Genomic DNA, 20,901 nt, shown 5'->3' with positions numbered 1-20,901 from the left:
CTTGCTGCGCGTGCTGTTTCTGCACTTCCTGTGTCGAGGTCGCTACTCCGCGGACGCGCTGGGCTGCGTGTCGATACGGATGTTGTGTTTGTGCATCAACCGGTATAGCGTCACGCGCGACACGTTGAGTTCGCGCGCTGCCGGCACCACGTGAAAGCCATGGCTGGCCATGACGGAGCGGATCGCCTCGCGTTCTGCCTCCTCGCGAATCGCGTCCAGCGTCTTGCGTGGCACCTCCACCCCACCGTGCAATTGCAGATCCTCGGCCGTGATTTTCCGGTTGTCGGTCATCACGATGGCGCGACGCACGCGGTTGATCAGTTCGCGCACATTGCCCGGCCACATGTACTGCATCATGGCCTGCGTCGCGCAGGTGGAAAAGCCACGGATACGCCGGTGCGCCTCGTGGCCGTGTTCTGCCAGCACCGTATTCGCGAGTAGCAGGATGTCCTCGCCACGCTCGCGCAGCGGCGGAATGGTCAGTGTCAGCACGCAGAGCCGGTGGAACAGATCGGAGCGGAACCGGCCGTCGCTTTGTGCCGCTACAAGGTCCACGTGCGTGGCGGAGATGATGCGCAGGTCGAGCGGAATCGACTGGTGCCCGCCCAGGCGCGTGATCATGCCTTGCTGCAGGAATCGCAGCAGGGCAACCTGGCTTTCCAGCGGCAGGTCACCGATTTCATCGAGGAACAGCGTGCCGCCCTGGGCCTGCTCGATCCAGCCGATCTTGCGCTGGTTCGCGCCGGTGAACGCGCCCTTCTCGTAGCCGAACAGTTCCGATTGCACGAGGTGCGATGGAATCGCGCCGCAGTTGATCGCCACGAACGGCCCCTTGCGGCGGCTCGATGCTTCGTGGATGGCCTGGGCCGCGAGTTCCTTGCCCGTGCCCGATTCGCCGGAGATGAACACCGGCGCGTCGTTGTGCGCGACCTTCGCCAGCGAGCGGAACATGTTGCGCATGGGCGCGCATTCTCCGATCATCGGCCCGCGCGCCACCAGTTCGGGCGAGCGAGCGCCGTGCAGACAGGCCATGCCATGCGCGTGCTTCAGCGTGTAAAGCAACTCGTCGAACGAGAATGGCGTGCGCACGTAGTCGACGCAATAGTCCCGGATCAGACGACGGATACGCTCGTCCTCCAGCATCGCCGTGGATGTAATCGCGACCCACATCACGTGCAGGTGCTGCAGCGCCTGTTCGAGCTGGCTCAGCTCGGCATCGGTGTAAGGCGCCTGCAGGTCGAGCACGCCAGCCATGGGCGAACTCGCACGCACCAGGCGCTCGAGGTCGCGAACCTGCTGCACCCGGCGGATTTCCCATCCGGAGCCAAACTGGTTCGCGTTAAATCCAAAATCTTCATAGCGCGACACGAGCACGATCTGTGCGGTCCGTGTCGGCGCCTTGCACAGTCGGTCCATGACGTTCTCCCGGACGTTGAACTTCTTGTTAGTGGCGGAACCCGAGCCCGCAGGTGTGGCGGCGAGCCGCATGGCCCGTTCGGGGTCCGCTGGCTGCGCGGTCGGTGCCGCGCGCAACGTGGGAATCACGGTCTGGACAAACTGTGTGGGGGTTCTTCCACGACGCTGACATCGTCGCGTCCGGCGCTCAGCTGGTCGCGGATTCGTCGGCGCACCATGTCCTTTTCGAGCATCAGTTCGATGTTCGGTGCGTCGGGCGACTGGCCGGAGTACTGGAAGTACAGCGTCTTGTAGGTCTGCTGGCTGAGAATCCATTCCTGGAGCAGCTTTCGCTGTCGCGAAAGCTCTTCGGCCAGCAGGCGGTGCCGGTGCAGTAGCGCCTCTACCGCGGCGCGGGTGCGCGGCGATATTTCCTGGTCATCGGCAAGCACGGCGGCGACTTCGGCAATGGCGTAATCCTCGTGCCAGTCTGACAGCGCGATGCCTGCTGACGATTCACCCAGGACAGTCCACGCACGGTGGGCGGACGGCTTGGCGGATTCGCTGATGGGCCCGATGGCGGGACGCCGGATTTCTCCTGCGGTCATGATCTGTTCCCCGTTGCACAACATCCCCCGGCACTACACGTTCGCTTGTTACCACTATCTCTGTTCTGGATTGGATCTGTCTTTATTTGACGCGTATCTGGTTCGCGCGCTCTTTATTTCGTGGTGGCGAAGCCGTTGGCGCAAAAGCGAACGGTCTCATTGTCGGCCGGTCCTTGTATTGGCTGAAACTTGCCGGACCTGGCGCTTTGTCGGAAACGCTTGCCGGTCATCGCCGGCGTCCTCCGAAACCCGGAGTCAAGAAAGGGCGCTCTTGCGCCCTCAAATTTTTGCCACGCCTATAGTTCAGTGCATTTGTCCTCTTTTGTCCAGCCCGGCGTAGTCCCCTTCCTCCTACTCTCATACTTTTGTATGAGGCGTGTACGCGGCTTTATGTGGAGGCCGCAAGGTAAATAAGCACTCACATTCATCGCAGAAACGGGTACGGTTGGCGTCGGAACCTCGCGTTTCATACGCAGAAATAGGTACGCACTGCAGCATTTGCTTCCGCCGAATGTCATCGTTTTCATTTTGACGATGACGTTACAACGCTCACGGAAAGAAAAAGGACGGCCGAGGCCGCCCTGTTTTCCCTGCAAATGGCTAAGCCGCCGTGCTCAGTGCCCCGGCAGGTAGTAGAACTTGAACAGGAAGACGGCCGCGATGACCCATGCCATCACCGGCACCTCGCGCGCACGGCCGGTCAGGAGCTTGAGGCCGGCGTAGGCGATGAAACCGAACGCCACGCCATTGGCCACCGAGTACGTGAATGGCATGCCAAGCGCCGTCAGCACCGCGGGCACGACCTCGGTCGCGTCGCTCCAGTCCACATCGACCAGTTCGCGCAGCATCAGGCAGGAGACATAGAGCAGCGCGGGCGCCGTTGCATAGGCGGGAACGGTGCCAGCCAGCGGCGCAATGAACAGGCACGCCAGGAACAATACCGCCACGGTTACCGCTGTCAGGCCCGTGCGGCCGCCGGCCTGCACGCCCGAAGCGCTTTCGATATAGGCCGTGGTAGACGACGTGCCGAGCAACGAGCCAGCCATGATCGCAGTGCTGTCCGCCATCAACGCCTTGTTCAGACGGTCCATCCGACCTGCCTTCAGCAGCCCGGCGCGATTGGCCACGCCCATCAGCGTGCCAGTGGCATCGAACAGCTCCACCAGGAAGAACACCAGCACGACATTGACGATGCCGATCGACAGCGCAGCGGAAATATCAAGCTTGAACAGCGTGGGGGCGATGGACGGCGGCGCGGAAAATACGCCGTGGAACGTGTTCCCACCGAAAACGAAACTCAGGATCGTGGTGCCGAGAATGCCGATCAGGATGGCACCTTTCACCTTGAGATGGTCCAGCGCGACGATGGCGAAGAAGCCAATCACCGCCAGGATCGCGGACGTCTGGTGCAGGTCGCCGATGGTGACAAGGGTGGCCGGGCTGGCGGTGATGATGCCCGCATTCTTTAGCGCGACGATTGCGAGGAACAGGCCGATGCCGGCGGTGATCGCTACGCGCAGCGCGTGCGGAATCCCGTTGACGATCATCTCGCGCACACGAAACAGCGTCACCAGCAAGAAGAGGCAGCCTGAAATAAAGACCGCGCCAAGCGCGGCTTCCCACGGCAAGCCCATGCCTTTGACGACGGTGTAGGCAAAGTAGGCGTTCAGCCCCATGCCAGGCGCCATCGCGATCGGATAGTTCGCGTAGAACCCCATGATCAACGTGCCGATGGCAGCAGCCAGGCACGTGGCCACGAACACTGCATCTTTCGGCACACCGGCATCGCCAAGGATGCTCGGGTTGACGAAGATGATGTACGCCATGGTAAGAAAAGTGGTCACGCCCGCGAGAATTTCGGTGCGGGCGTCGGTCTTGTGTTCACCGAGCTTGAAGAGGCGCTCGAACACACCGGTCGATGGCTGTGCGAGGGTGGATTCGCTGCCTGGCCGTGGTCTCTGGTCCGACGTGGACATCACTGGTCTCCTGACTGTTGACGAAGTGCTCATTGCGGCGCCAGCGCTGTCTGCCAGCGGGCACTTCATCGACAATATGCAAAAAGGCGAGATGATCCCATATGCTGGGTTTGTTGATCCAGCTTAGGTTCGGGTAATCCCCTGCCTTGACGGGAGCGACAATCCCCCGTATAAATCTCCGCCAGATTCAAGCGACGAGGCAACAGTTCATTCGTTAGCCACCGTCTTGGTACTTCGGTTGTCCATGGTGTCCTTTCCTTGAGTTCGCTGTACGGTGGTGTGTGCACCATCGGTTTCTTTTATATTTTTTTTGGAAAGCAATACCATGCAAACCGGTATCGTAAAGTGGTTCAACGACGCCAAGGGCTTCGGCTTCATCAAGCCGGACGCTGGCGGTGACGATCTGTTCGCTCACTTCTCGGAAGTCCGTGCTGACGGCTTCAAGTCGCTGCAGGAAAACCAACGCGTGTCGTTCGAAGTCAAGAACGGCCCGAAGGGTCTGCAAGCTGCGAACATCACCCCGCTGTAAGCGTTGTGATTCAAAGCGCACCTTGCGGTGCGCTTGATCGCGAAAACCCGCCTTTATGGCGGGTTTTTTTACGCCCGTTGCTTTCGTAGCTCCCCAAGCCAAGCATCGCGCCTGGTGTTCCCCTGGCAGAACCCTGACCCACTCCTGATCCACTCGCAGAATCGGGTACGCTTTTTCCCGTCGAAGCTGGTGTGCGCGGTCCACTCCTCCTAGCCCAATCGCTTGGGCACGCAGAAATGGGTACGCTTTTCGCGCGCAACCGACGGATGCCTCCAATTGCTCCGCAGAAATGGGTACGCATGTAGGTTAAGCCGGCCCGCCTTCATGTCGCGCCGATCCAACGAGCCTAAGCGCCCAGCGTCACAGACGCTGGTCGACTTTTCCTGCTTATCAAAGAGGCAATCGGGTTATCCACGCAGAAACGGGTACAGCGCGCTCGCCACCACGGCGTTGATGTCCCATGCCGAAGGGTGCTCGCAGAAACAGGTACGCAGTTTTGCGGCGTTCGTACGCAGAAACGGGTACGGCCTTGTTGTTTCCCCCCCTGCGTTGTCGGGCTCTAGCCCCGCATGTATACGCAAGTGCGCCGCAGAAACTGGTACGCAACGGAACGAGCCAACTTGGACGTATACGTACTAAGTGGGTACTAGCTTTTTTTGAGAGACGACGTATACGTACCGGGCGCCGGTGCCGCCGGTCGTCCAGGTCGTGTCGGCTCGCAGAAGTAGGTACGCTTGCGTCTTTACGTATGGCGTTGGAGTACGCAGAAATGGGTACGCGACGCGTTTCCGAGGGTGGTCTCGGCTCCATGCGCAGAATTGGGTACGCCGCAGAAATAGGTACGCTTTGGAGGTTTTGCGTGCCGATTGGGGTTCAGCGCAGAAACGGGTTCGTTAACAGTCGATACAGGCGCAGAATCGGGTACGCCCAGACCAGTTCCTCGATGCTGACAAGCCGTTTGCGTACCCGATTCTGCGTGGACAACACCCTTTCTGGCCCTCGGGTGCATGTCATATCGACGGCCCCCGAGGCTTTCGCGCAGAAACAGGTACGCTTTTATGCTTTCCTGCTGTGGAAAACCCTGTGGGATCAGTGACTTATCCACGCAGAATCCGGTTCGGCGATTGCGCTGAAACGGGTTCGGTTTGTCGCAGATTCGGGTTCGGCCGTTCGCAGAATCGGGTACGTTTACACGCAGAAACGGGTACAAGTGGGGTCAATTTCTCCTTTGTAATCAGGGCTCGAGTCACCCCGTATACGGTTTACGAGTAGTTAACCCGTATCGGTATCGTTTACTTGTAGTGGATGAGCAGGCAACCGTGGACAACCCTTCGGGATTGCCCACCGTCGACCTGCCATCTCACCACTAGCCGGATACCCGGCACCTGAAACCCGTTAGCCAGCATCAAGACATGGGAAATACGTATACGTACCCGTTTCTGCGTGACAACGTTTACGTGATCGCGTACAAAGGCGGGTAATTCGAAGCCCGTCAATATGCCGATCAAACGCTCAATGGCCGTCGACGAGGATCGCTCCGTCCTGGTAGGGGACAACGAGCCATCCCGTATCATCGTTCCCGGAAACGAGAACGGCCTTGTCCCATCCGAAAAATTCCAGCGCCTGTTCGACGAGGCTCAGGCCATGGAGCGCGAGGACGCATGGCAAAGCGGTGAAGTAGGTTTTCTGAGCCGTGCCAGCGTTCAGGTAACGCTGCCCTATCGCGCGCCCAAAGGTGCGCCGCCGGTGTGGACGCGCACAAGTGGCAACATCTCGCTGATGATCCAGCCTGGCTATTTCACGCAGCAGCGCTCCGAGCGGGCTACGAACGGCCGGCAGAAGCTCGTCTCGGAAACTGTATCCCTTGGCTACCCCTACGGGTCCTACCCCCGCCTGATGCTGGCATGGATCGGCAAGGAGATCATGGCCAAGAAGAAGCGGGGCGAGTTCACTGGAACCGTCGAGGATCGACGTATTTCCCTTGGCAACTCGCTGTCCGAGTTCATGTACAACCTCGGCATTCCGATGGCCACCGGGGGCAAGCGTGGGACGATGACGCTGGTACGCCAGCAGATGATTCGGTTGTTCTCCGCGACGATTGCGATCGTGCAGAACAAGTCGGTGCCTGTGCCGAATCAGGCGCCGAATCATGAACCGCTATCGATCGATCGCGTTGGCTACTTGCTGGCGGATCAGCTGTCGACATGGTGGGATCCGATGCAGCCAGGGCAAGGCTCGATGTTCGAGAGCTTCGTTGTGCTGTCCGAGCCGTTTTTCAACGAGCTGGTCAACCGCCCGGTACCCGTGGATATGCGCGCGCTCAAGGCACTCAAGCAGTCGCCCTTCGCGTTGGATGTGTATTCCTGGCTGACGTATCGTTTCTTCACGATTCAGCGGCGCACCGAGATTCCCTGGGAAGCCTTGCAGATGCAGTTCGGCACGGAAACGGAGAGCGAGCGCAAGTTCCGGGCGCTGTTCCGTAAGGCGCTCAAGGACGTGCTCGTGGTCTATCCCGGGGCGAAGGTGGATGCCGACTCTTCGAAGGCGCTGATCTTGCAACCGTCTCGAACGAGCGTCCGCAAGCTTTCCTGAGCCCCTTGGCGGGCAAAGCAAAAAAGGCAAGCGTAACGCTTGCCTTTTTTGCTGCCGGACGAGTCACTGACGCGATACGCCGACGCTGGTGGTGGTCCAGCTTACGCAGGCTTGATTGCAGATGCCTGCAGACCCTTCGGGCCCTGCTTCACTTCGAACGTCACGCGTTGACCGTCCTTCAGCGTCTTGAAGCCGCTGCCCTGGATTTCCGAGAAGTGAGCAAACAGATCTGCACCACCGTCATCCGGAGTAATGAAGCCGAAACCCTTGGTCTCGTTGAACCACTTGACCGTACCGGTTGCCATAAGAATTTCCTTTCGAAGCAAGTTCGTTACACAGCGCAAACAACCGCTCAAGCATGTTGAATTCTCGTAGAAACCGAACGGAAGCCGACGAGGTTGACACGACTTGACTCGACTGTAGCAGGCATCATAACCACAATGTGTTGCGGTGTCATGTGCGCCGTAGAGCGCACTACCCCTACTTTAGGCGGATTCCGTACCGCTTTTCAAGAAGAAGCGATCTGCGCAGGCAATTCAAGCGGATTTCCGTTGCCGGGCAGGCTATCACTCGCTTTCTATTGCGCTGCAACGCCCTTACGCTCTCGATCAGATTTCAAAATTTCAATTTTTGAAAAACGGGTTGTAGTGGAATGTCTATTTGGCTAAAGTGACGCCTTAACTGAATACCATCATTCGCGCTTTCAGCGCTGAAAGTGAGGCCGTAGTGGCAGCAAAGATCATCACCGTTTTCAACCAAAAGGGCGGCTGCGGCAAGACCACAGTCAGTATGCATATCGCTGGCACGCTTGGACTCCGTGGTGCCCGGTCGCTCTTGGTGGATATGGATGAACAAGGCACCGCTACGCGCTGGGCTGCGCAAGCCAGTGACGAACGTCCATTTCCGGCCTCAGTGATCGGATTGGCGCCTTCGGGAGGCGCCATGCACCGGGAAGTGCGCAAGTTCGTCAACGATTACGACTACATCCTTGTCGATTGCCCGCCTGCCGTCCATTCGGCAGCCCCATCGAGCGCCTTGCTGATCTCCGATCTGGCGATCATCCCCGTCGTGCCGTCGCCGCCAGACCTCTGGGCAGCCGTTGCCGCCAAAACATTGGCGCAGCACGCCCAGGTACAGAACGAAACGCTTCAGATCCGTGTGATGGCGAACATGGTCCAGCGCCGTGTGTCTATTGCGCGCCAGGCCATCGAGATCCTTGGTGATGACGGCGATGTTCCGCTGTTGAACGCAATGGTCGGTTCACGATCGGCCTTTCGAGAGTGCCAAGCCATTGGCTGCACAGTCCACGGCGTGCCGGGCGCACGCGAGGCCGTGCAGGAAGTCGACATGATGGTGGACGAAATCTTGTCCCTGATTGAGTAATACCTATGGCAACGAAATTGAAGAGTCTCAAGGCGGGGATGCTCGCCGGCATGGCCGCGGAAAAGACCCGCAGCGACGCGATCGACCGGTTCGCGCGTGCGGAGGCGGCTATCTCCCAGCATCCAAACGGGCTGTTGCAGTCGGCACGTGCAGTGCCGCCGCATTCGACTTTCAGCGCTGAAAGTGAAGAGAGCGTGATCGAAGGGCGGTCGCTGATAAAAATCCCAATCGCCCAGCTGCATGACAACCCCTTCAATGCCCGCCGCATCTACGATCCGGCGGTTGTGCAGGAGCGCGCGGCGTCGATCGCCACGCATGGTCAAAAGACGCCGGGTCTGGCTGCGTCCGACCCGACCCGTCCCGGCCACTACATCCTGATCGACGGTCACTACCGCAAGCGCGCACTGGCGTCAGCGGGCAAGCTCGAGATGGAATGCTTCATCGAGACCGACCTCAGCGATCTCGATTTCTATCGCCTGTCCTTCCTGCTCAACGAGCAGCGATCGGACCAGTCCGCGCTCGACAACGCGATCGCCTGGCGTCAGTTGCTCGATGAAGGCAAGGTTCAGAAGGAGGACGAAATCTGTGAACTGACCGGCATGTCGGCCGGCACCGTCAACAAGACACTGGCCTTGCTCAAGCTGCCCGAGTCCGTTCTGGCGGTCATGCGCGAACGTCCGAGCGCGATCGGGATTGCTACCGGCTACGAACTGACGCTGTACTGCAAGGTTGCCGGCGAAGACCGCACGCGCGATCTGGCCACGCGAATCATGAACGACGGCATGTCCAGCCGCGAGGTCGAATCGATTCGCAAGCAGGCCCAGGAAGGGAAATCCCGCAAGGTCAAGGAGATCAGCCGTCAGTACAAGATTCGGACCGAATCTGGCCTGCTACTCGGGACGATCAAAGAGTGGGACTCCGGCCGTGTCATGCTCGATGTTCAGCTCACCGACCGCAGTGCCCGGGAAGATCTTCTAGACGTCCTCAAGGCCCGATTCGGCCTGGACAAGACGCTGATCTGAGCATCTTCCAACCATCACTATCCATCGCGATCCAATCGGGTGACGAAATTGCCCTATTGGATCGCAATCACCCCAACCGCAACTGCCTCGGCGTGAAGGCTTCCACGTCGATGTCGTGTGCCTCGGCAAAACGTCTCCAGCTTGCCCGGAGCAATTGCTCCAAGCCACTGGCCGAGTAACCTGCAGTCGCTATCGATTGCTTGGCTCGCCCCCGTGCTGTCGACGGGTACTCGATCGGCGCCAGCAACGCGGCATCCGGATCCCATCCCTCACTCAACGTATCCCAAGCCAGTTGTCGGTCCGTCCAATGGGCCGACAGGGCGGACCACGCATCCTCCTCCAGGACGATCTCGCCACGCCTGGCCGTACTCTTTGCTTCGAGCAGCAGCCGGCCCATAGGGGGCGACGCAGACGGTGAGCAGGAAACATGAACCAGGCGAAACGAAGCCAGTTCGACGATCCGGATACCGTGACGGGCAAGCAGTAGCGCTGCCGCCAGCGCAGCACGCTGCCGTGGCGAAGACGGGCTGGCACCCAGCCAGGCCAGGAACGATTCGATCGTCTCGCGGGGTAACGCCGCCGGTTTGGAGGATGCCTGCACGGTGGCAATCCCATCATCGACTACGCCGCTCCGCGCCAAGCTGGCTGAATCTCCCTTGCGCAATGCCCGCAACAGCGCGCTGATCACCCGTATTGCAGCCTCGCAGGAACTGGTACGCAATGGCCCTTCGAACGGCCGCCAGTGCGCCTTGTCACGCGGGCCCGCCGGGCCACACCAGAATGATGAAGGCTCCGGATTGGCAAGAAACGCTCGATACGCATCCACGTCTTCGGCAGCCATGGCACGCAATGACTTGCCTTGCCCTGCAGCCCAGAGCAGAAACCGCTCGGCTTCGCGACGATAGCTCTTCCAGGTGTTTGGAGAGCGTGCCCGTGCGGCCACCCACCCTTGAACGTCCTTGAGTTCATCCCCGAGCGCCATCGCCCAGGCAGCAGATGTTTCCGGTGCGCGCATCAGTTCCAGCGGAACAGGGAATGCCATACCTCGCCCCAGCGGTTGCGCATAAAGTGCTTTACGATCCACTATTTGTGCCGATACGAGCACATGAGGACTGACCTTGAGCGCCGTCTGTGCGGATTGCGTGCCAAGCCAACGGACGATGATCTCGGCCGAATGGCGCCCGATACGCGGCACGTGGCGCCACCAGCCGCTGCCTTTTCGATTGGCCAGGTCGGTCATGTCGGCGATCGTCCGGATGCCCGCCGCCATCAGACGTCGAGACAGGCTGGGGCCGAACCAGAGGGAGACCTGATGCCCTGGCAGTGGGCGCCCCTGGCCCAATTGTTCGATCGAAGTCAGCGCATCCACCCGGCGAGTCATGCCGGCGTCGGAGCGCCCGCGCAGCGCCTCGAACATCTCCGCGATATCGGGGCGATCATGCTGCAAAGCGAACTGAACCAACCGGTCGCGCAGCGCCAGGATGCGCTGTATAGCCTGATGCTCGGTCAGATCGTCGTCGTCGTCGGGGTCTTGCAGGTACCGGTTGGCGATCTCCAGGGGCTTCATACCCTGGGCATACGCCCGCACGACGGCGAACTCCGTTCGCGTCAGTTTCGTGGCGGCCAGCGTATCTCGATCGTCAGGCATGGGGGTATATGGCCTCTGAATGCACTTTGTGCGCTTGGGATTTCGTCCGGCGTGCGCGAACGCCGACATTGGCCATCCGCGCATAAGTGACTGAATTACAACAGGATTATTCAGTCTCCTGTTTCATCCGGCCTGTTCTGCATCACAAAGTGCAATGTAAATTATTTTTTGCCAGAAGCATAGTGATGCGTCTGATCTTGCTGGGTGGCGGATGAACACCGATGTCTGGTGCACCTGTCGGCAGATCGAGCACAGGACAGTGACGTCACGCTGGTCCGGGGCCCTCTTGGTGATTGCCGGCATTAGCCTGGACGACGCCCCGGCGGCCAGGGCAGGGCAACGCACCCCAAGACGTCTACGCCCGCGCAGGGCCAAACGCTGCGGTCACGGCATCGGCACCTCGATGCCCCGAGTCCCCGAGTCCGCCGACTGCATGTCGCCGAAGAAGCATCATTTTCAAAATTCATAGAAGGAATGATGGGTCTCTCCAGAAACATCACCAAATCAAACCGCCCGATGTTGTTCTCCACGCCCCGAAGCTGCTTCTTGTCGTGTCGCACGCACCCTGATGACGGCCAATGGGTGGATTCCGCGTCGCCACACCCACCGCGATCCGGGTTCTCAAGCCCCCGAACGGGCGGAATTTTCAAAAATCATGTAATTCAATTTGGCATTGATTATTAAAGAAAAACATACGCAGCGTTGGGTACGCTTCGTGCGCGGACGCCCCATTGGTACGGTTTACGCGGCACCCGGCCACCATATATGGTGTATACGTGCCATGCATATACCGCAGAGGTCGTTGCCCGCGCATTTGAGGAAAACAGCAAAAATTGGCGATATTCACTGGAAGAAATTCCAGAGCGCAATACCAGAAGATCGCAATCATTGCGGCGCATAGTCGCCCGCGGCCTGCCAAACATTATCAGCGCCTCGAATGGTCTGGCTGTCAGCCGCATGTCATCGGTCCAGCTAGTTCGAAAGAACCACGACAGTCTCGTTCCGCGATGGGAAACTCTCGGTCGTGCCGTCGACATGGCAGAATCTGCGGCAGCTTTTCAATTGGCGACGACCGGATCACAGCCGCGGGACACAGGCGTGCCGCAAGAGCCGCCCGAAAAGATCAAACGGAGATAACCCATGGCGAACGCCCCACGCCACGCATGGTGAGGGAAGGAGCAATGAGCGCAGCGATCAGCCGCAAGCCCGGTGACAGTGACACGCAGCGGCGGGGACTGGTTGCCTCCAAGCTTGTGCCGCCCCGCGCCTTGCCGAACCATCTGGTCCGCTCGCGCCTTGTCGACGTGATGGTGGACGCCGCCTCGGCCCGCCTGATCCTGGTCCGCGCCGCAGCCGGCTTCGGCAAGACCACCCTGATGCAGCAGTATCTGGAACGATGCCAGGCCGGCCAGCGAGCCTGCGTGTGGTTGCGATGCGATGCCGCCGACAATGATCTGCAGCGTTTTCTACTGCATCTCCACACGGGCTTGCTCAGGCTGCCGGGCCTGACCCGCCATCAGCGCGACGAACGCTCCGACGCCATTGCTGGCGAAACCATCGCGCACGAGATCATCGAGATCGCGGCTTCCTATGCGCAACCCTTCGCCATCCTGCTCGACGATCTCGAAGCCATCCAGAACGACGCAATCACCGAATACCTGCAGCAACTGGTCAGAGTGCTGTCGCCGCAGGGTGTGCTGGTCATCGGCACGCGCGCCACGCCAGACCTCGGCCTTGGTGGACTTCGCGCAAGGGGCCAGCTTCTGGATATCAACCCGGCCGCATTGCGCTTCAGCGCGGAAGAGGCCGCCAGCTTCATACGGGACAACTGCGAGCTGCCGCTGCAGGACGGCGAGATCGCCACGCTATGGCGCTGCACCGAGGGCTGGGCGGCGGCCGTCTACCTGGCCACGCTCTCGCTGCGCGGACATCCCAATCATGCGGCGTTCGTCCGCTCGTTCTCGGGTACCAATATCGAGCTGGCCGAGTATCTGGCGGAAGACATCCTGATGGGGCAAAGCGAATCCTGCCGCGACTTCCTGCTGCAGACCAGTCTGCTTGGCCAACTGTCGGCGCCACTGTGCGATGCCGTGACCGGACGGCACGACAGCCGCGAAATGCTCAGCTTCCTGGAGCGGAACAACCTGTTCATTACGCCGCTTGATGGCGAGCATCAGTGGTATCGCTATCACAGCCTCTTCGCCAGCTTCCTGCAGCATCGGCTGCAAGTGACCTATCCGGACAAGGCGCGCGCGCTGCATGTGGCGGCATCGCGCTGGTACCTGTCGGAGGATCGTCCCGTCCCAGCGATCGAGCACCTGCTGCAAGCCGGGCTTGACGATGAGGCGCTGCCGCTGATCGCCATCCATACCCCAGCCCTGTTCCAGGCTGGCCGCGTGCGACTGCTGGCGCGATGGCTCGACCGCATCGACCGCAAGCGCTTGCTCGCGGACCCCCATCGCATGGGTCTGGCCTATGCCTGGGTCCTGTTGCTCAATCGCCGCTATGCGGAAGCGATGCAGACGATGGCGGCGTTGCTTGCGGCGGATGTTCCCGCCGACCAGCAGGCGTGGATTGCCTTGGAGGTCGAGACGCTGCGTTGTGTGCTGCTGGCGATGACCGACCAGATCGAAACGTGTCTGGCCGCAGGCCTTGCGCATCTGGAGCGGATTCCGCCGGACGCGCGCTTCCGGTACGCCAGCGTGGCCAACTCCCTGGCGTTCTCGCTGGTGGCCAGTCATCGGTACGAGGACGCGCGCCGTGTGCTGTCGCGCCTGATGCAGGGCGCGAACGATGTGCGGACAGGATTCCAGCGCAGCATCGCGGATTCTCTCGAAGGCATCATCGATCTGGTGCAGGGCCGACTCAGCAATGCACTTGCGCGGTTCCGCGCCGTCGCCGAGCGCGGCTGGAGCCCTAGCGAGGTGAGCAGCCTCAGACACGCCTTCCTTCCGGCATGGGCCACGGCCCTCTATGAGGCGAACGCTCTCGAGGATTGCGCACGCGTGCTGGCCGAAGCGATGCCCTACTGCAAGGGCTACGCGCCGCCGGACGCCATGATTGCCGGGTTCATTCTCTCGGCGCGCTTGGCGCTGCTGGGCGGCGACCGCGACCGATGGCTGCGTATGCTGGCGGAGCTTGAGGAGATCGGCCGCGGCATTCAGTTGCCGCGCGCCATCTGTTCGGCCTGGCTGGAGCGCGCGCGCGTTGCCACGATCGAAGGCCGGCTCGATGCCGCCGATCAGGCGTTGCGCAGCGCCGAACTGCACGCCGACTGGGCCGCGAGTGACAGCTATGGCCATGCGAACGACATCGACTTCCCTGACTCGATCCGCTGGAGGCTTGCGATCGCGCATGGCGAGCATGAACAGACCGCGTCAGAACTGGCCGATGCCATTGCGATTGCCACCCAGCGCCAGCGGCACTGGCGCGCACTGAAACTCCGGCTTCTGCTGGCCATGGCGCTCGATGGCGCGGGCAAGCAGTCCGAAGCGTTCGAGCAGTTGACCGAGGCCCTGCGGCTCGCCAGCCATGAAGGCATCGCGCGGACGTTCCTGGACGAAGGGGACCGTCTGGCGGATCTGCTAAGGCGATGGGCCGACGCGCGTGAAGCGGAATGCGTCCGCGCCGGCATCGACCTTCAGTTCGTCCGCACAGTGCTTGCGCAGATTCCGGCGCCATTGGCTGCAGCCGGTGTGGAAGTGAACCAGGCGCGCGGCACCGCCATCGCGGAACCGTTGACGACCCGCGAGCAGGAAGTCCTGCAGATGCTTGCCGCAGGCCATCGCAATCGCGTGATCGCCGAGAAAATGTTCGTGTCGGAGCTGACGATCAAGTCTCACCTGCGCAAGATCAACGCCAAGCTCGGCGCGCAGAGCCGCACGGAAGCCGTCGCCATCGGGCGCAGTCTTGGACTGCTTCGATAGTCACCGGCGATGCTGCGCCACCACGATGCGCTCACGGACACGCCGTGCCCGTGAGCGCGGGGTCAGACCGGACGCTCGCCGATGATCGTCGCACGCATCATGCGACGCACAGCGGGGAAGTAGTCCTGCACCGCGTAGTGCTGGGTGGAGCGGTTGTCCCAGAACGCGATGGTGTTGGGTCGCCACTTCATCCGGACCTGATACTCGGGCACCGTGGCCTGCCGATAGAGGTACTGCAGCAGGTCGAGCTCGCCCAGGCGGAAATCGGCCCCCACGCGATACTGGATGTGCGCGCCATAGTTGGCCAGATGCGTCACAAAGCCCTCGTTGACGTAGAGGATCTTCTCGCCGCTTTCAGGATGCGTGCGCACCACCGGATGCGTGGCGGGCGGGAACTTCTCGCGGTTGACAAGGCGCTCCTCCGGCGACATGCGCGCGCCGAACCCCGGCATCATGTCATGCACCGCCTCGAGGCCCTCGATGCGCGCCTTCACATCGTCCGGCAGTCCGGCATACGCCTGGGCCATGTTGACCCAGATCGTGTCGCCGCCCATCGGCGGACATTCCACGCAGCGCAACATCGATCCCATCGACGGCACGGCACGCCATGAGACGTCCGAGTGATAGATGTTCTCGCGCCCCTTCGCATCCTTGTTCCCGCCCAGCAGCACCAGCTCGGGATGGTCGGGGTGATGTGGAAAGACCGGATGGACCTCGAGTTCGCCAAAGCGCCGGGCAAGCGCCACGTGCTGCGCGGGCGTAATGTCCTGATCGCGGAAGAACAGGACCTTGTGGCGCACCAGTGCCTGGCGCAGTGCCTGATAGGTGGAGTCATCCAGCGTTTCGCGCAGATCGATATCGCCGATCTCCGCGCCGATGACGGGCGTCATGGGGGTGATCGAGAACGGGGCTGCAATCTGTTCGGCAGCCGTTTGCTCGCGAGCGTTCATGTTGTCTCCGGTGGTTGAGTGAGTGGAGCGTGTGGCGACACCGACTTACTCGAGCCGGATGTTGGCCGCGCGAATCGCATCGGCCCAGTATTCCTGCTCGGCCTTGACGACGTCCGCGAATGCCGATGGCGTGCTGCCCTTGACGATGATGCCCATGTCCACCAGTCGCGCGCGCAGCGCATCGGACACGATCACGCGATTCACATCTCGACTGATCTTGTCGACCACATCGCGGGGCGTACTTGCCGGCGCGAAAAGGCCGATCCAGCCCTGTCGCTCCAGCCCGGCGTAGCCGGACTCCCGGAACGTCGGCACATCGGGCAGCAGTGGCGAACGGCTCCCGCCGGCCACGGCAAGCGGGCGCAACTTGCCAGCCTGCGCGTACTGACGCGCCGTGACCGCGCCAACCACGCCAGCGGGGATCTGCCGGCCGAGCAGATCGTTGACCAGCGGACCCTCGCCCTTGTACGGCACGTGCACCAGCGAGATGCCAGTGGCGCGAGCGAAGATCTCCATCTGCAGATGACCGCTCGAACCGAGGCCATAAGTGCCATAGGGTAGCGGCTGTCCCTGGCGCGCCACGTGCTCCGCGAACTCCTTCGCGGTGCGTGCCGGGAAATCCTGCTGCACGACCAGTGCCAGATGGGACGTAGCCAGTTCCGAGATCGGCGCAAAATCGCGCACCGGGTTGTAGGCGGCCTTGCCATACAGCGATGGCGCCTGCACGAGCCCTGTCAGCGCCATCAGCAGCGTGTAGCCATCCGGCTCGGACTTGGCGACCAGATCGGCGCCAATCATGCCGCCCGCGCCAGGCTTGTTGTCCACCACCACGGGGCGCTGCCAGGTCTTGGCCAGCCCCTCGGCAATCAGACGCGCCACCACATCGCCGGTACCCCCGGCTGCGTACGGCATGATCAGGCGCACGGCGCGGGAGGGATATGTCGGCGTTGCACGGCCGGGCAGCGCTATCTGCATGCCGGCCACGCCTGCCATGCCCCAGCCAAGCCGGCGCAGCGCGCGGCGTCTTTCGTTATCCATCTTGGTCTCCTTCCGTTCAGGGACGGCCGCCACCCACCACAAGCACCTGACCCGTGATGTAGTTGGATTCGGGAATGCAAAGCAGGTAGACCGAGCCGGCGGCTTCGACGGGCGTGCCGCCACGGCCTAGCGGAATCATGGCCTCGATGTTCTTCATGAGCTGCGGATTCACCCCCACCTTGATCTCGTTGCCGGCAATGTCGATGGTGGCATGGCCTTCGCCCGCCACGGCCTCGGTCAGGCGCGTCTTGATCAGGCCGAACGCGACGCTGTTGACGTTGACCTTGTAGCGTCCCCACTCCTTGGCCAGCGCCTTGGTCAGGCCGTTGATCGCAGCCTTGCCCGCCGAATAGTTGGCCTGGCCGGCATTGCCCATCACGCCCGAGACCGAGGAGATGTTCACCACCTTGCGGAACACTTCGCGGCCTTGCTCGGCTTCCTGCTTCGAGGTCTCGCGGAAGTAGTCCGCCGCAGCGCGCAGGATGCGGAACGGCGCGGTGACGTGCACGTCCATGATGGCCGACCACTGGTCGTCGGTCATCTTCTGGATCACGTTGTCCCACGTATAGCCGGCGTTGTTGACGATGATGTCGAGCCCGCCAAAAGTCTGCAATGCGGTACCCACGAAGCGCGTGCCGAAGTCGGCCTCGGTCACGCTGCCCACGCAGGCTACGGCCCGGCCGCCCATCGCGGTGATCTCGCGGACCACGGCCTCAGCCGGTTCGGCGTCAAGATCGTTGACGACAACCGCCGCCCCTTCGCTTGCCAGCTTCAGCGCGATCTCGCGGCCGATGCCCCGGCCGGAGCCCGATACGATCGCCACCTTGTTGGTCAGTTTGCTCATGCTTCGTGTCTCCTTCGTTTTAGTCGTCTTGTTCTCAGTGCTGTCCGTCGATGCTCGGCGGGCCTTCACTGGCGCTGGTACAGCGTGACCACGCACGCACCGCCCAGACCCAGGTTGTGTTGCAGCGCCAGGCGTGCGCCGGCTACCTGCCGGTCGCCCGCTTCGCCGCGCAGTTGCCAGACCAGTTCCGCGCACTGCGCGAGTCCCGTGGCGCCAAGTGGGTGACCCTTGGACAGCAGGCCGCCCGAGGGGTTGGTCACCACACGGCCACCGTACGTGTTGTCGCCGTCGAGGATGAACTTCTCGGCGGTGCCTTCGGGCGTCAGGCCCAGCCCTTCGTAGGTGATCAGTTCGTTCGCGGTGAAGCAGTCGTGCAGTTCCACCACGTCGACGTCGCCGGGCCCGACGCCTGCGCGTTCGTAGACCTGGGTGGCCGCCGTGTGCGTCATGTCGTAGCCGACCACCTTGCGCATGTCGCCTTCATCGAAGGTGCTGTTGCGGTCGGTGGTCATGGCCTGCGCCGCGATGGCCACGCGCGTGTCGAGCCCATGCTTGCGCGCGAACGCCTCGGTGCACAGGATCGCGGCGGCCGCGCCGCAGGTGGGCGGGCAGCACTGCAGACGCGTCAGCGGATCGAACACCTTCGGGGAGGTCATCACTTCTTCCAGCGTGACGGTGTTGCGGAATACGGCGAACGGATTGCGCGCTGCGTGCTGGCGGGCTTTCACGGAGATACGCGCGAAGGTCTCGGGCCGAATGCCGAATTCCTTCATATAGGCACGGCCGGCACCGCCGAAGAACTGCGCCGCGCGTGGCGCCTGATCGTCGAAGCCCTGCACGTCGTTCATCACACGGGCGAAGCGCTCCATCGGGCCGGGGCGGTCCGTGTACGCGCCCTTCAGCGCGCCGGGCACCATCTGCTCGAAGCCGAGCGCGATCGCGCATTCCACGGCGCCACTCTCCACGGCCTGCCGCGCCAGATACAACGCCGTCGATCCCGTGGCGCAGTTGTTGTTGACGTTGATGACCGGAATGCCGGTCAGGCCGACACCGTAGATCGCCGTCTGTCCCGACGTCGAATCGCCGAACACGTAGCCTACGTAGGCCTGCTGCACCAGCGCGTAGTCGATGCCCGCGTCGGCGAGCGCGGCTTTCGCGGCACGCGCGCCCATCACGCCGTAGTCGTCGCTCGCGCCCGGCTTGGTAAAGGGAATCATGCCGACACCGGCTACCACCACTTTGTTGGTCATTGCGCTTTCCTTCTTTTCTTGTGACGAGGAGATAGATGTGGGGTCGTTCGCTGTCGACCCGATTGGTTCAGCTGACCTGCCGCGGCTGGTCCTGCCAGTAGTGCGTGCGCAGTTCGCGCTTGAGGATCTTGCCCGCTGCGGAGAGCGGCAGGTCGGTGCGGAACTCCACGCTCTTGGGGCACTTGTAGCTGGCGATGAGCGCGCGGCAATGCGTGCGCAACTCGTCCTCGCCGGCCTGCAAGCCGGGTCTGAGCACCACCACTGCGTGAACCGCTTCGCCCCAGCGCTCGTGCGGCACGCCGATGACCGCGCAGGAATGGACTGCCGGATGTTGGGCCAGCGCGTTCTCGACCTCGGCCGAATAGACGTTCTCGCCGCCGGTGACGATCATGTCCTTGATGCGATCGACGATGAACAGGTAGCCGGCATCGTCCATGTATGCGCCGTCGCCGGTATGCAGCCAGCCATTGCGCAGTGCCTGCCGCGTTTCCTCTGGCTTGTTCCAGTATCCCAGCATGATGTTGGGGCCGCGCACGATGATCTCGCCGACCGTGTTGCGTGGGACTTCATCGCCGTTCGGGTCGACGACCTTGACGAACACACCGAAGCCGGGGCGGCCCGCCGACCGGTACAGCCCGCTGGCGCGGCCCACCGGGCCGTGGTTGGCAGGCGGATTGACCGATACCACCGGCGACGCTTCGGTCAGCCCATAGGCGTGCGAGAACTCGACATTCGGCATGGCGGCCAGCGCCGCATCGAGCACCGCGCCGTTGATCGGTGATGCGCCATAGTTGATGCGCTTCAGGCTGCTGACATTGCGTCTGGCGAAGTCCGGGCACGCCAGGATCGCCTGCAGCATCGTGGGCACGAGCATGATGTCGTTGACGCGCTCGCGTTCGAGCGTTTCCAGCACCTCGGCCGGATCGAACGTCGGCACCATCGTGTGCGTGCCGCCGATGACGAACACACCCACTGCCTTGGCCATCGCCGCCGTATGGAACAGTGGGGCCGCGTGGAGCGTGATCGTCGCTTCGTCCAGCGGGAACTGGGCGAGACGCGAGATCGACGACGACCACAGGTTCAGGTGCGACTGCATGACACCCTTCGGTTTGCCAGTGGTGCCGCCCGTGTACATGATCGAGGCCAGATCCTCGCCGCCACGCATGGCGTCCGGTACGGAGGGCGAGTCTGCGAGCAGGGCCTCGAATCCCAGCATTCCTGCCGGCGGCGCGCCGTCGCCCGCATGAATCAGAATCGGCGCCCGCTTCGCCGTGGCGTGGATTGGCTCGGCCATGGACAGAAAGTGATCGTCGACGATCAGGATGCCGGTATCACAGTCATCGAGCGAATAAACGATTTCCGGCACGCTCCAGCGCGTGTTGACCGGATTGAGCACGCCACCGCCCCACCACACGCCCATTGCGTATTCGAGATAGCGGTCCGAGTTCAGGGCCAGCATGCTGACTCGGTCGCCCGGGTTCATGCCGAGTTGCTGCAAGGCGCCAGCGAGGCGCGAGACACGCTCGGAGAATTCGCGATAGGTACGCCGGCGGCCTCTGAATATCGTGGCAACGTGGTCGGGCGTCTGCTGCATACGACGGTGTAGGCCCTGGGTCAGGTACATGCTGTCTCCGGCTTGCAATCGGTCTCGATATCGGGCGGCGAAGGCCGCGCCTGTTGATGAGACCGACTGTAGAGAGCATGTCGCCCACGGGCGACCGTCGAAGGGAGGAATCTCGT

The 20,901-nt window shown here is 62.0% G+C and carries 15 protein-coding genes; 5 read left to right on the top strand and 10 right to left on the bottom strand.

The annotated features are described in order from the left end of the window. Positions 1 to 42: 42 nt before the first annotated feature. The 3 genes from K6G35_RS19795 to K6G35_RS19785 all read right to left on the bottom strand — a co-directional run bounded on the left by K6G35_RS19795 (position 43) and on the right by K6G35_RS19785 (position 3,979). The gene (locus K6G35_RS19795; protein WP_035882937.1) at positions 43 to 1,416 is read right to left on the bottom strand and encodes a sigma-54-dependent transcriptional regulator; all 1,374 of its coding nucleotides are present in this window, start codon (positions 1,414 to 1,416) and stop codon (positions 43 to 45) included. 125 nt (positions 1,417 to 1,541) lie between these two features. Beyond that, a complete protein-coding gene (locus K6G35_RS19790) occupies positions 1,542 to 2,003 on the bottom strand; it encodes a hypothetical protein (protein ID WP_186425770.1) in 462 nt (153 codons plus the stop codon). Positions 2,004 to 2,617: 614 nt separating this feature from the next. Then, positions 2,618 to 3,979, bottom strand: coding sequence for an NCS2 family permease (locus K6G35_RS19785; RefSeq protein WP_035882941.1), 1,362 nt, complete (start codon positions 3,977 to 3,979; stop codon positions 2,618 to 2,620). 325 nt (positions 3,980 to 4,304) lie between these two features. On the opposite strand from K6G35_RS19785, the gene K6G35_RS19780 reads away from it, so the two are divergent. Then, complete coding sequence (locus K6G35_RS19780; RefSeq protein WP_008646365.1) at positions 4,305 to 4,508, top strand: cold-shock protein; 204 nt, start codon at positions 4,305 to 4,307, stop codon at positions 4,506 to 4,508. 1,497 nt (positions 4,509 to 6,005) lie between these two features. Continuing rightward, entirely contained in the window at positions 6,006 to 7,100 is a 1,095-nt protein-coding gene (locus K6G35_RS19775; RefSeq protein WP_008646367.1) for a replication protein RepA, read from the top strand. A gap of 101 nt (positions 7,101 to 7,201) precedes the next feature. On the opposite strand, the gene K6G35_RS19770 is transcribed toward K6G35_RS19775, so the two are convergent. Continuing rightward, positions 7,202 to 7,405, bottom strand: a complete 204-nt coding sequence (locus K6G35_RS19770; protein WP_006159056.1) for a cold-shock protein — start codon at positions 7,403 to 7,405, stop codon at positions 7,202 to 7,204. Positions 7,406 to 7,826: 421 nt separating this feature from the next. Here K6G35_RS19770 and K6G35_RS19765 point away from each other — a divergent pair, with 421 nt between their 5' ends. Beyond that, positions 7,827 to 8,483 carry an AAA family ATPase gene (locus tag K6G35_RS19765; protein ID WP_008646379.1) on the top strand — a complete coding sequence of 219 codons (657 nt, stop codon included), beginning with the start codon at positions 7,827 to 7,829 and terminating at the stop codon, positions 8,481 to 8,483. A 5-nt stretch (positions 8,484 to 8,488) separates the two neighbouring features. After that, positions 8,489 to 9,505 carry a ParB/RepB/Spo0J family partition protein gene (locus K6G35_RS19760; protein ID WP_495676892.1) on the top strand — a complete coding sequence of 339 codons (1,017 nt, stop codon included), beginning with the start codon at positions 8,489 to 8,491 and terminating at the stop codon, positions 9,503 to 9,505. Between the two features lie 67 nt (positions 9,506 to 9,572). Here the strand turns inward: K6G35_RS19760 and K6G35_RS19755 are convergent, their stop codons facing one another. Continuing rightward, entirely contained in the window at positions 9,573 to 11,222 is a 1,650-nt protein-coding gene (locus K6G35_RS19755; RefSeq protein ID WP_495676891.1) for a phage integrase family protein, read from the bottom strand. A gap of 1,112 nt (positions 11,223 to 12,334) precedes the next feature. On the opposite strand from K6G35_RS19755, the gene K6G35_RS19750 reads away from it, so the two are divergent. Next, a complete protein-coding gene (locus K6G35_RS19750; protein WP_495676890.1) occupies positions 12,335 to 15,079 on the top strand; it encodes a winged helix-turn-helix domain-containing protein in 2,745 nt (914 codons plus the stop codon). Between the two features lie 62 nt (positions 15,080 to 15,141). Here the strand turns inward: K6G35_RS19750 and K6G35_RS19745 are convergent, their stop codons facing one another. From K6G35_RS19745 to K6G35_RS19725, 5 genes are all read right to left on the bottom strand, one after another. Continuing rightward, complete coding sequence (locus K6G35_RS19745; protein WP_495676889.1) at positions 15,142 to 16,029, bottom strand: TauD/TfdA dioxygenase family protein; 888 nt, start codon at positions 16,027 to 16,029, stop codon at positions 15,142 to 15,144. 45 nt (positions 16,030 to 16,074) lie between these two features. Next, positions 16,075 to 17,067, bottom strand: a complete 993-nt coding sequence (locus K6G35_RS19740; RefSeq protein ID WP_186425772.1) for a Bug family tripartite tricarboxylate transporter substrate binding protein — start codon at positions 17,065 to 17,067, stop codon at positions 16,075 to 16,077. Positions 17,068 to 17,083: 16 nt separating this feature from the next. Further along, positions 17,084 to 17,911 (bottom strand): SDR family NAD(P)-dependent oxidoreductase, encoded by an 828-nt coding sequence (locus tag K6G35_RS19735; RefSeq protein ID WP_008646390.1) that lies wholly within the window; start codon positions 17,909 to 17,911, stop codon positions 17,084 to 17,086. Positions 17,912 to 17,976: 65 nt separating this feature from the next. Next, complete coding sequence (locus K6G35_RS19730; protein WP_495676888.1) at positions 17,977 to 19,161, bottom strand: lipid-transfer protein; 1,185 nt, start codon at positions 19,159 to 19,161, stop codon at positions 17,977 to 17,979. Positions 19,162 to 19,228: 67 nt separating this feature from the next. Next, the gene (locus K6G35_RS19725) at positions 19,229 to 20,785 is read right to left on the bottom strand and encodes an acyl-CoA synthetase (protein ID WP_495676887.1); all 1,557 of its coding nucleotides are present in this window, start codon (positions 20,783 to 20,785) and stop codon (positions 19,229 to 19,231) included. Between the last annotated feature and the right edge of the window lie 116 nt (positions 20,786 to 20,901).

The organism is Cupriavidus sp. HY129 (genome assembly GCF_059492215.1).
The sequence above is the reverse complement of the archived record's forward strand: the minus strand, read 5'-3'. Positions and strand labels throughout refer to the sequence as shown.